Origin of the sequence: Stenotrophomonas sp. CASM110 (assembly GCF_049384345.1) — a bacterium.
Lineage (GTDB): Bacteria > Pseudomonadota > Gammaproteobacteria > Xanthomonadales > Xanthomonadaceae > Stenotrophomonas > Stenotrophomonas muris.
In genome coordinates this window covers 12,946-25,224 of record NZ_JBMRGI010000013.1, presented here as the reverse complement: position 1 = coordinate 25,224, position 12,279 = coordinate 12,946, and the positions used below count along the sequence as shown (strand labels likewise).

Annotated in this window: 7 protein-coding genes and 1 pseudogene; 2 read left to right on the top strand and 6 right to left on the bottom strand. The window is 60.1% G+C overall.

The annotated features are described in order from the left end of the window. On the top strand, positions 1-1,956 hold the full coding sequence (locus VG561_RS12765) for a DUF2357 domain-containing protein (protein ID WP_423179634.1): 1,956 nt from the start codon (positions 1-3) through the stop codon (positions 1,954-1,956). A gap of 82 nt (positions 1,957-2,038) precedes the next feature. Here the strand turns inward: VG561_RS12765 and VG561_RS12760 are convergent. Beyond that, positions 2,039-2,617, bottom strand: a pseudogene (locus VG561_RS12760) (hypothetical protein); the annotation flags it as partial. 408 nt (positions 2,618-3,025) lie between these two features. Here VG561_RS12760 and avs5 point away from each other — a divergent pair. After that, the gene (gene avs5, locus VG561_RS12755) at positions 3,026-5,356 is read left to right on the top strand and encodes an AVAST type 5 anti-phage protein Avs5 (RefSeq protein ID WP_423179633.1); all 2,331 of its coding nucleotides are present in this window, start codon (positions 3,026-3,028) and stop codon (positions 5,354-5,356) included. A 113-nt stretch (positions 5,357-5,469) separates the two neighbouring features. Here the strand turns inward: avs5 and guaA are convergent, their stop codons facing one another. The 5 genes from guaA to VG561_RS12730 all read right to left on the bottom strand — a co-directional run bounded on the left by guaA (position 5,470) and on the right by VG561_RS12730 (position 12,257). Next, positions 5,470-7,035 (bottom strand): glutamine-hydrolyzing GMP synthase, encoded by a 1,566-nt coding sequence (gene guaA / locus VG561_RS12750; RefSeq protein ID WP_134808781.1) that lies wholly within the window; start codon positions 7,033-7,035, stop codon positions 5,470-5,472. After that, positions 7,032-7,511 (bottom strand): hypothetical protein, encoded by a 480-nt coding sequence (locus tag VG561_RS12745; RefSeq protein WP_423179670.1) that lies wholly within the window; start codon positions 7,509-7,511, stop codon positions 7,032-7,034. Before VG561_RS12745 ends, guaA begins: the two co-directional genes overlap by 4 nt. Positions 7,512-7,618: 107 nt before the next feature. After that, positions 7,619-9,076, bottom strand: a complete 1,458-nt coding sequence (gene guaB / locus VG561_RS12740) for an IMP dehydrogenase (RefSeq protein WP_032958143.1) — start codon at positions 9,074-9,076, stop codon at positions 7,619-7,621. Between the two features lie 292 nt (positions 9,077-9,368). Continuing rightward, positions 9,369-10,247 carry a bifunctional methylenetetrahydrofolate dehydrogenase/methenyltetrahydrofolate cyclohydrolase FolD gene (gene folD / locus VG561_RS12735; protein ID WP_005416247.1) on the bottom strand — a complete coding sequence of 293 codons (879 nt, stop codon included), beginning with the start codon at positions 10,245-10,247 and terminating at the stop codon, positions 9,369-9,371. 177 nt (positions 10,248-10,424) lie between these two features. Then, the gene (locus tag VG561_RS12730; protein WP_069117135.1) at positions 10,425-12,257 is read right to left on the bottom strand and encodes a monovalent cation:proton antiporter-2 (CPA2) family protein; all 1,833 of its coding nucleotides are present in this window, start codon (positions 12,255-12,257) and stop codon (positions 10,425-10,427) included. Positions 12,258-12,279: the final 22 nt, after the last annotated feature.

Genomic DNA, 12,279 nt, shown 5'->3' with positions numbered 1-12,279 from the left:
ATGAGCTACGTTACTCTACACCGCGCACGCTTTGATCTGGGTGCAGGTTGCTGGATCGACGTCGAAGCTGCGCTTGGAGCGGCGGGGCCTCTTGCGCCTGTGATCGAAGCTGAGTCTCTGTTGTCTGGTGAAGGTGAGCTCCAAGAAGACCAGGTGCTCTCGGGCGGAATTCCGCCCATGTGTTGGCGCGATGCAGGGCACCTCTTCGAGAAATTTCAACTTCGCGAAGATACCGACTACTACGTAGATGTGCTCACACCATTTGCGCTCGATGAAGCGTGCCAGCGACTTGCAGAAAACCCTGCGTGGCCCTTTGCGCAACGACTTTCAAACGCCTACAGATCTGATCCACCTCGACGCTGGAAGGAAGTGGATGGCCGGACTGTAGTAACGGGACAGTTGCGCCTTCGGTCGCACGCAGGGGTACTCGATCTAAGTCCTGTTTTTGGCGGTGAGCTTCGCGCCGAGGTTGCGTGCCGTAAGTTGCGTTACTTCGACGAATTCAAGGAATTGCTCGACAGCCTATCCGAAAAAGCGGCAGAACTTCTGCTTTCCTACGATAGTCCGGTGTCACTTTCATTCGACCAAGCAGAGGATCTAGCGACGAACGAGGCGGCCCTGCACTTCCTAATGCGACACGTAATGGGTTCTACCAAGTTGCCCGCATCCCTTGAGGAAATCCTATCGGATCCGCACGGAAGCATGCGCGAGCGTGTTGAGACCGTAGCGATTGGCGAGATAGTAGAGGCGGATCCCGAACTCTTAGCGGACGACGTCGAATACTCGGATCTTTGCCGCGGAGGCCCTCTGGCAAGACTGTTGCGCGGCTTTACCCCGTCGATGCTTCCGCAGCGGGAGAGCTTCGAGTCACATGACACCCCTGAGAACCGCTATGCCAAGGCATTCTTAGAGCATTGCAGCCTATTAGCGCGTCGCGTTGAGGGCGGCATGCTACGCCGAAGTCGAAGGGCGTCAGCACGGGAGGCAAATGCTTGGTCCACCGCTCTCGATGATGTATTGCAGCACTCCATGTGGCGCGAGGTGGGGCCACTCACACAGATCCCAACCAACTCGCAAACGCTTCTTCGCAAACGCGGCTACAAAGATCTTCTGCGATACGACCTTTCGCTTCGGATGTCACTGGGTTTAGCCTGGAGGGAAGGGGCGGAAATTGCCGACGGCCTAGTGGGGGATATTCGTCCGGTCAACGAGATCTACGAGTATTGGTGCTTCTTCACGCTTCGTGAGCTCCTACTTGAAGTTTGCTCAGAGATTGGAGGGGGGAACTTTCTCATAGTCTCAGCCGACGGCTTGCGGGTTCAGCTTTCCAAGGGACGACGCAGCGAGTGTCGCTTTGAATTCACTACCGCAGATGGCCAGAAGGCTCGTGCCTCCCTATTCTACAACCGCCGTTTTGTGAGACCCAAGACGCCGAAGTTGACTTGGGATGGCAGCTATACCTCATCGTTTGCACCTGATTTCAGCCTAAGAATTGCACAAGTCCGGCCGGATTCAGTTACTCACTGGCTGCACTTTGATGCGAAGTATCGACTTCAACAGCAACAGACGGATGAACTATTCGATGACGCCGAGGATGAAGACCAAGATGCCCCGAGCGGCAACTACCAAGCCGAGCTGAGTCGTGTGCACAAGCAGGAGGATCTCTTCAAGATGCATACGTATCGCGACGGAATTCTGGGATCTCGTGGTGCATATGTTTTGTTCCCCGGAAATGGCATCGGTGGTGTTGATGCACCTCCCAACCCAAATTTTTTCGTGCGGCATCCAAGTGCGCTCGGCGGAGGTTCCGTTCACCGCCTCCCTAGCGTAGGAGCCTTCGCCTTGTCTCCTAGTGGCGGCAATGCCCAATTGGAAGCAGTTCGTTCTCTACTGCTCGCTGCACTCTCTACCGTCGCATGCGGACGACCTTACACCGAAGAGCAAGCCTTTTTCTGATTGATTAAATCAGTTCTACATCCGACGCCCCCCCCCCCTCCCCGCCCCGCTTTCAGTGGCGGGACACTTTGGAGTCCAGATTTCACGTAGCGGCTTTGGCCGCCGACTGTTGGGCATAGGTGGCAGATGTGAGACCATCCAGGATCTTCTTCGATCGCTCCTGATTGTATTCTCGCCGCCCGGTTTCGATCTCGGTGCGGGCTTGCGGCAGGCCTCGCGTCAGTGCCAGCCGGTCTAGCACCCGTGCCGCGCCGTAGCCGGAGATAGCTCGCTCCACCTCAATCGCCACCGCCTCGTGCGTGGCATCGTCGACGATGGTCAGCGCCCTATTTACACGCCCCTCGGCACTGCGATCGAAACACGAAGTCCATCGACCAGGCCTGATTGGCTGCTTCCGGCCGCAGTAACGGTTGGCGCTCGCCCGGCAGCGCTTTCTTCCCTTTGCATCGGCGCACCTGCAACTTGGCGTCCTGATACAGGCGCTCCACCCATTGCAATTCACAGGCTACTGCTCCCGACGCACCTTCAGGCAGATCATCACCACGCCGTAGCGCTTGTGTCGCCGTGCCAGCTCCACGATCCGCTCGCGCAATTCGACATCGCGATCGGGACGCGGAACATAGCGCAGTGCGCTGACGCTCATCCATACCACGGCTCGCGCTCCATCGAAGTGCTTCTTCACGTCCAATCTTTGTCTCGTTGGGGATTGAACTCCAAATCGCCGTGCTAATGAGAACCTGAGGCTGGGGCCTCGCCAGTGGCCGCAGAGCATGATCTCGCCCTCAAAGGCTAAGCACCCCTAGATCCAATCGAATCCTCAAGACCAAATCCAGACTACCGGGCTGCTGAGATGCTCGATTGGCATACAGAGACAAGGGCAAGGGCTAACAACAGGCAGCACAGTCGATGTTGGAAGAGGGAGAGCCGGACCTTGGAAAGTCCCCCCAGGGCCCTAGAGGAGCCATAGTTCCGCGGTGATCACTACACAGGTCGTTGATCTTTCCCAAAGAAATTTGTAAGTGGTTCCAGCGCAAGATAGGATTGGCGCGTCTTCATGGAGCGCTAAGCAATGGAACAACTTCACTTTAAAGACCCTAAGTCGGCTGAGAAGATTAGACGAATCTACGCCAGCTCGAGGCTCATACCCTTCTTCGGCAGCGGGTTTACGAAGGGGGAGCGCGCACGCAAAGGAAGGGTACCGGACGCCAAGGGTTTGACAGAGCAAATTGTCAACATGGCAAGCCAGAAATGCCAAGACCCAAAGGCCGCCGCTGAAATACTGCAGATTTCCGATCTCAAGACGGCCTTCAACCTTCTATTCATGAAGGATTATATCGAACCAGCTAGCACGAGAACATATTTGAGGAACATGTTCTCTGAAGTCGATATATCCAAAACAATTAAGGGAAAACTCATCCAACTCAAATGGCCTCACATTTTCACCTTCAACATCGATGACGCCATCGAGAGCTGCCCAGTAAGACTTACAAAGATATTACCCAACAGAGATGTTGCGCGCGAGTATATTTCATCCAGCCGCTGCCTCTTCAAAATCCACGGTGACGTAGAGGATCTATGCGCCTATACTGACGGCAGCTCGACCTTCACCTGGGCGCAATATGCAAAGGCCATCGAGTCAAACCGAAGCATGCTGTCATTTATACAAGAGCACGCGGAGGCATCCTCTTTTCTATTCATTGGATGCTCACTGGACAGCGAGATTGATATCCTAAGCCTGGCCCAAAAAACCCCATTCACCAAGTCCATTTTTTTAAAGAAGGGCGAACCAACGCTTGCGGAGAAAATCAAACTCGCTGACTATGGAATAGAGCAGGTAATATTCTTCGATAACTATGAGCAGATAGCTCAATGGCTGGTTGAAACACTCGAAGACGTTGCCGTTTCGACTCCAGATCGATCGCTACAGATCGATGATTTTTCAGAAATCAACGCGAATCAAACGATCAATCTTATTGCAAATGGCGGACCGCTCCTTTTGACAATGGGCGATCAAAGGGCAGCCCTATGCCCTCGCCTCTTCCCAGTCAGAGAGCAGGTAAAGGCAATAGTCCGCCAAGTGCAGAACTCACCAGTTGTATTGGTTTCAGGAAGAAGGTTCAGTGGAAAGACCACTCTCCTACTTCAATGCATAGAGTCAATAAATGACTACACTACTTCTTACTTCGCGACAAGCGACTCCTTCTCACCATCGGTTGCAAATTTACTTTCAACCAAGAATAATCACATATTCTTCTTTGACTCAAATTATCTCGACACAGCATCTCTCGATGCAGTATTAAATGCAAAGACCAACCCAAGCAACAGAATTGTAATCTGCGCAACAAAGGGAGACGCCGATTTATTCAGACTCAAAATTTCAAATAGACTTGGCGACGTAACCGAGACGACAATTGAAAACAAACTGTCGCGACAGGAGGAAATTGAATTTAACTCAGGCCTTAATAATCTAGGCCTTGCAAAATACAACAGGGAAAATAATTTACTTAACTTCGCATATCATTATTTTACGAATTACCGCTCACAAATAGGAACCAGCGCGCTCTTCGAAAGAAAATTCAATGACAACGAACTTAAAGTGCTCGTCCTGATAGCAGCCTTTGGAAAAGCAGAGCGAGGCAGAATCAAAGCGATTTGCGAGAACTTCGATATAATTGAATTCATTAGTAATAATGATCGTCTCCTGGAGAGCATTCCAGGAGAAACAACAACATCGAGTGGCGCCATAGTTTGCAATTCAGCCTCCTGGATAATTAAGATCGTCACTGATTCGTTCAAGGACCAAGCGGTAGGGAAGAGAATCGGCGACATGATTATCGCGCTAGCCAATCAAGGCTATATTGACGCCGCGAGAAATCTAATTAGCTTTGACAAACTGAATGAAATATCTGGAGGCAGCGTCAACTCATTTGTCCGCGACCTTTACAACAGAATCCAAAAACCATTTGAGAACGACAATCACTATTGGATTCAACGCGCAAAGAGTGAGCTAATTTCAGGCCGCACGATCGAAGACTTCTCCAACGGCATGAAATGGACAAGCAAGGTACGAGGCGATAACTCGATTACCAAGAATGCGACCTACTTCAGCGCGACGTTCGTTAGCGCGCAGCTGTACGCACGAGCATTTGGAGTGAGCAAGAATCAGGAGCATTTGAGAATGTTCTTTGAGCACATGCATGAATCAACCAGCAACTATCTTCACAACAAGATTCACATTGATAAAATGCTGAGAAGCGTCAAACCGGACATCAAACAGGCGGTAGCCGCCCTCGAGTCCACGAAGGACGCGTTCTTTCTCGAGAGAAGAGAGGATGTTCGCGAGCTAGTCGCCATGTTCCATAACGGCAAGCCAGACAGCGCAGGGCGGATCGGCGGGTAACTTGCAGGCGGCATGGATCAGAGCAGTTTCTGGACTAGATAACAGTTAAGATTGATGCCAAGTCTGAATTTATAAAGAACAAGGGCGCCTCTGGGCGCCCTCGTTCTTTCAACTCATTCCCACTCAATGGTCGCCGGCGGCTTCCCAGAGATGTCATAGACAACCCGCGACACCCCCCGCAACTCATTGATGATCCGGTTGCTAACCGTCCCCAGGAACTCATACGGCAGATGCGCCCAGTGCGCGGTCATGAAGTCAATCGTCTCCACGGCCCGCAGCGCAATCACCCACTCATAAGCGCGCGCGTCACCCACCACACCCACCGACTTCACCGGCAGGAACACGCCAAACGCCTGGCTGGTCTTGTCGTACAGGTCCGCTTTGCGCAGCTCATCAATGAAGATGGCATCGGCCTTGGCCAGCAGCTCGGCGTATTCGCGCTTCACTTCGCCCAGGATACGCACGCCCAGGCCCGGGCCCGGGAACGGATGGCGGTAGACCATGGTGCGCGGCAGGCCCAGCTCAACACCCAGGCGGCGCACTTCGTCCTTGAACAGCTCGCGCAGCGGCTCCACCAGGCCCAGCTTCATGTGCTCCGGCAGGCCGCCCACGTTGTGGTGGCTCTTGATCACATGCGCCTTGCCGGTCTTGCTGCCGGCCGACTCGATCACGTCCGGGTAGATGGTGCCCTGCGCCAGCCACTTGGCGTTCTTCAGCTTGTTCGACTCTTCGTCGAAGATCTCAACGAACAGGTTGCCGATGATCTTGCGCTTGGCTTCCGGGTCGCTCACGCCTTCCAGCGCGGCGAAGTAACGGTCGGCGGCATTCACACGCACGACCTTCACGCCCATGTGCTCGGCAAACATCGCCATCACCTGGTCGCCTTCCTGCCAGCGCAGCAGGCCGGTATCCACGAACACGCAGGTCAGCTTCTCGCCGATGGCCTTGTGCAGCAGCGCGGCCACCACGGACGAATCGACGCCACCGGACAGGCCCAGGATCACTTCGTCATCGCCCACCTGTTCGCGCACGCGGGCGATCTGGTCGTCGATGATGTTGGCGGCCGTCCACAGGGTCTGGCAGCCGCACACGTCCACCACGAAGCGGCGCAGCAGCGCCTGGCCCTGCAGGGTGTGGGTCACTTCCGGGTGGAACTGCACGCCGTACCAGCGCTTTTCTTCGTTGGCCATGGCGGCCACCGGAATGCGGTCGGTGGTGGCGGTGATGGTGAAGCCCGGCGGTGCCACGGAGACGTGGTCGCCGTGGCTCATCCAGACATTCAGCTTCGGCTCGCCGCCGTGGTCGCTCAGGCCCTTGAACAGCGCATCCGGGTTGATCACGTTCACTTCGGCGTGGCCGAATTCGCGCTGGTCCGCCGCTTCGGTAGCACCGCCCAGCTGCGCGGCCAGCGTCTGCATGCCGTAGCAGATGCCGAAGATCGGCAGGCCGCTGTCGAACACTTCCTGCGGCGCGGCCGGCGCACCCGGCAGCGTGGTCGATTCCGGGCCACCGGACAGGATGATGCCCTTGGCGCCGAACGCGGCGATCTCGGCCGGGTTGTGGTCCCACGCCCAGATTTCGCAGTAGACGCCCAGCTCGCGGATGCGGCGGGCGATCAGCTGCGTGTACTGCGCGCCGAAATCGAGGATGAGGATCTTGTCGTTATGGATGTTGGTCATGGTGCCGTTCCAGTGGTGTTTTTCGCAGCGCCCGGCGCTTCAAGGCTCTGCGTCAGCGTGGCGATGAACGCCTCGCGTTGTTGAATATGTGAGGGGTCTTCCTCGTCCCAGCGCAGCATCAGCAGGCCGTGCGGTGCGTTGGGGTTGGAGCGGTCGGCGCGCGGCAGTTCGGCGATTTCCTGCACTTCGGTGCCAGGCACGATGCGCCGTTGAAAGGCGTGCATCGGGTAACCGGAATCCACGGCGTTGCCCCAGAACGCGGACTGCGCGCTCATCCGTTTCGGCTCCAAGGGCCCCAGCTCGGCGGTGACCACAGGATCTTCAAGCCTGTCACCCAGATCGGTAACGCACCGCAGGATGACCTGCAGCGGGCGCTCGCCGGTGCCTTTCAGCAGCCAGCGCTGCTCGCCGGCGGCCTGCACCTGCCAGCCTGTCGGCAGCGAGAACGCGTTCTGGCACGCCTGTACGTCCTGCAATTGCGAAACCGCCGCGCCCGGAGACCCGGAGCGCGGCGGCGGTTCGGACAACGAACAGCCTGCCATCAGCAGGCTGCCCGTAATCGCAAGAGCAGTTCGCAAGCGCATCAGGCGCGGTAGTTCGGCGGCTCTTTGGTGATGGTCACGTCGTGGACGTGGCTCTCACGCTGGCCGGCGCCGCTGATCTTCACGAACTTGGGCTTGCTGCGCATCTCGTCGATGGTGGCGCAGCCCACGTAGCCCATGGTGGCACGCAGGCCGCCCATCAGCTGGTGGATGATCCCGCCCACCGGGCCGCGGTACGGCACGCGGCCTTCGATGCCTTCCGGCACCAGCTTGTCGGCGGTGGCGGCGTCCTGGAAGTAGCGGTCCTTCGACCCCTTCTCCATGGCAGCCAGCGAGCCCATGCCGCGGTAGCTCTTGTACGAACGGCCCTGGTACAGCTCGGTCTCGCCCGGCGATTCTTCGGTACCGGCCAGCAGGCCGCCGACCATGATGGTCGAGGCACCGGCGGCCAGCGCCTTGCCGATGTCGCCCGAGTAGCGGATGCCACCGTCGGCGATCAGCGGGATGCGGTCCTGCAGCGCTTCGGCCACCAGATCGATCGCGGTGACCTGCGGCACGCCGACGCCGGCGACGACGCGGGTGGTGCAGATCGAGCCCGGGCCGATGCCGACCTTCACTGCGTCCGCGCCGCTGTCCAGCAGCGCCAGTGCGGCTTCGCCGGTGCAGATGTTGCCACCGATGACCTGCACGTTCGGGAAGTTCTTCTTGACCCAGCTGACGCGGTCCAGCACGCCCTGCGAGTGGCCGTGCGCGGTATCGACCACGATCACGTCCACGCCGGCGGCGACCAGCGCTTCCACGCGGCGATCGGTATCGCCACCCACGCCGACGGCAGCGCCGACCAGCAGGCGGGTCGACAGATCCTTGGCAGCGTTGGGGAAGTCGGTGTTCTTCTGGATGTCCTTGACGGTGATCAGGCCACGCAGTTCGAACGAATCATTGACCACCAGCACCTTTTCGATGCGGTTGCGATGCAGCAGCTGCAGCACTTCATCAGACGCGGCGCCTTCCTTGACCGTGATCAGGCGATCCTTCTTGGTCATGATGTGGCGGACCGGGTCGTCCAGCTCGGTCTCGAAGCGCATGTCGCGGTGGGTCACGATGCCGGCCAGCTGGCCGTCGCTGCCCACCACCGGCACGCCGGAGATGTTGTGCGCCTGGGTCAGGGCCAGCACGTCGCGGATGGTGGTTTCCGGGCCGACGGTGATCGGGTCGCGGATGACACCGGCCTCGAACTTCTTGACCTTGGCCACTTCCGCGGCCTGCTGTTCCAGGCTGAGATTCTTGTGGATGATGCCCATGCCACCGAGCTGGGCCATGGCGATGGCCAGGCGGGCTTCGGTGACGGTGTCCATCGCGGCGGACAGGATCGGAAGCTTCAGCTTCAGGTCTCGGGTCAACCGCGTTTCGAGGTTGACGTCCTTGGGCAGGATGGTCGAGTGGGCGGGGACGAGCGAGACGTCGTCGTAAGTGAGTGCTTCAGCCTGGATGCGCAGCATCGGCATACCCGAGATGTGGGGAAGCGCGACATTTTACCCTGTTTTCGCGTCGCGTGGCAGGGGGTAGATGCGACGCAGTGTCGCGCCGGCGGCGATCGGTTCAGGGCGACGGACCGGGGCCACGCGCCTCTTGGGAACCCCCACGGAACCGCCTTTGGTAGGTGCCGACCTTGGTTGGCACGATCCGTCCGGCACCGGCACCCCAGATGGGCCGATGGCCCCGATGAATGTGTGCCAACCAAGGTTGGCACCTACCAGGAGCGGGTCAACGGTCGGCACCCACCCAAAATGGTCAGCTCAGCGCTTCCGCCGCTTCCAGGGTGTTCTGCATCAACGTGGCCACGGTCATCGGGCCCACGCCACCCGGCACCGGGGTGATCCAGCTCGCCCGCTGGGCGGCGGCCTCAAACCCGACGTCGCCCACCAGGCGGCCGTCGTCCAACCGGTTGATGCCGACGTCGATCACCACCGCGCCCGGCTTCACCCACTCGCCCGGCACGATGCCCGGGCGGCCCACCGCCACCACCAGGATGTCGGCGTTGCGCACGGCCTGTTCCAGCACGTCCTTGGGGGTGAACTTGTGGCAGCTGGTCACGGTGCAGCCGGCAATCAGCAGTTCCAGGCCCATCGGGCGGCCGACGTGGTTGCTCACGCCCACGATGGTGGCGTTGCGGCCGCGTACCGGCTGGTCGGTGTGGCCCAGCAGCGTGGTGATGCCACGCGGGGTGCACGGGCGCAGGCCGAACTCGCGCAGGGCCAGGTGGCCGACGTTTTCCGGGTGGAAGCCGTCCACGTCCTTGCGCGGGTCGATGCGCTGGATCAGCCGGCGCGCATCGGGGATGCCCGGCAGCGGCAGCTGGATCAGGATGCCGTTGATCTTCGGATCGGCGTTGAGCTGGTCGATCAGGTCGAGCAGCTCGGCCTCGGTGGTACCGGCCGGCAGATCGTAGTCATGCGCTTCGATGCCGACCTTCTCGGCGGCGCGGCGCTTGTTGCGCACGTACACGGTCGAGGCCGGGTCGCCACCGACCAGCACCACGGCCAGACCCGGGCGGCTGCCACCGGCGGCCACGCGGGCGTCGACGCGCACCTTCAGGCTGTCGAGCAGGTCCTCGGCGATGCGGCGGCCATCAAGGATGCGGGCAGGATGCGGGGCGGCGGAATCAGTCATCGGGGGCAGGCGTGGGGCGGCGGGGACGCTATTGTCCCTGATTCAGGCCCCCTCGCCCACCGCAGGATGGGGTCCTGACGGGGTCGGATCCCTTTGCCACGGGCAAAGGGCTCTGACCCCAGCACGACGTAGCGGGTCAGAGCCCTTTCCGCTGGAAAGGGATCCGACCCGCAAACGTTATTCTTCCTCTTCCGGCACGTCCTGCGGGTTCAACGTCTTGCTTGCCCGCTTCGGCGCGGTGAACGGCGTCGGCGTCGGCACGCCCTGGGCTGAATTGCCGAACACCATCTTGGCGCCGGCATTCAAGCCACCACCGGCAATCTCCAGCTCGAAACGCTCGGCATCGCGGCGACGGATCTGCTCGGCAATCTCCACCGCGTCGTCTTCATCCGCACCCAGTTCCACCAGCGCGGCCTGGCCGAACAACACCGCCGATTCAAACGTCTCGCGGATCTGGAAATCGACGCCGGCATGGATCAGCCGCAGCGAATGTTCGCGGTCGAACGAGCGCACCATCAGCTTGGCCTGCGGGAACTCGTGCGACACCAGTTCGACGATGCGGTCGGCGGCCTCGGCCTTGTCCACGCACACCGCAATCGCACGCGCGGTGGCCGCGCCCGAGGCATGAAGCACGTCCAGTCGCGTACCGTCGCCGTAATAGATCTTGAAACCGAAACGCGCGGCGCTCTGGATCATCTCCACGTCGTTGTCGATGATGGTCACGTCCACGTCGCGCGCCAGCAGCGACTGGCTGGCGACCTGGCCGAAGCGGCCGAAGCCGATCAGCAGCACACTGCCGGACAGACCCTCGGCCTCGTCCACGCCGTCCATGTTCACCGTCGGCTTCGGCGCGATGCGCTTGTAGACCAGCACCACCAGCGGGGTCAGCGCCATCGACAACACCACCACGGCGGTGAAGTTGGCATTGATCTCCAGGTTGATCACGCCGGCTGAGGCGGCAGCGGAGAACAGCACGAAGGCGAACTCGCCACCCTGCGCCATCAGCACGCCGCGATCCAGCGCCTGCGCGTGGTCACTGCCCATGATGCGCGCGACCACGTAGATGCACAGCGCCTTGGCCACCATCAGCGCCAGCACCAGGCCGAGGATCAGCTGCCAGTTGCCAGCCACCACGCCCAGGTCCAGCGCCATGCCCACGCTGAGGAAGAACAGGCCCAGCAGGATGCCGCGGAACGGTTCGATGTCCGCCTCGATCTGGTGGCGGAAGGTCGACTCGCTCAGCAGCACGCCCGCGAGGAACGCGCCCATCGCCATCGACAGGCCGGACAGCTGCATCAGCAGCGCCGCGCCCAGCACCACCAGCAGCGCGGCAGCGGTCATCACCTCGCGCGCCTTCGATTCGGCCAGCACGCGGAACAGCGGATTGAGCAGGAAGCGGCCGACCAGCACCAGGCCGACGATGGCGCCGACGCCGATCGCTACCGACAGCCAGCGCGAACCCTCGCCATCGGCACTGCCGGCGCTCGGGCCCATCCACGCCACCAGCGCCAGCAGCGGCACGATCAGCAGGTCTTCGAACAGCAGGATGGAGACGATCTTCTGCCCCGACGGCAGCGCGATGTCACCGCGCTCGGCCAGCAGCTGCATCACCACTGCGGTGGATGTGAGCACAAAGCCGGTGGCACCGATGAAGGCCACCTGCCACGGCAACCCGAACAGCTTGGCGATGCTGGTCAGCACCAGCGCACAGGTGACGATCTGCAGCGTGCCCAGCCCGAAGATTTCCTTGCGCAGGCTCCACAGGTGCGAGGGCCGCATCTCCAGGCCGATCACGAACAGGAACATCACCACGCCGAGCTCGGCGGTATGCAGGATCGCCTGCGGGTCGGAGAACCAGCCCAGCCCGAACGGTCCGATCGCCAGGCCAGCGGCGAAGTAGCCCAGTACCGAGCCCAGGCCGGCCCGACGGAACAAAGGCACCATCACCACCGCCGCGCCCAACAGGGCGACGACCTTGACCAGCTCGCTGGTCGCTGCTTCTACCGCCATGCGGTGTGTTCCCCAAGATCCA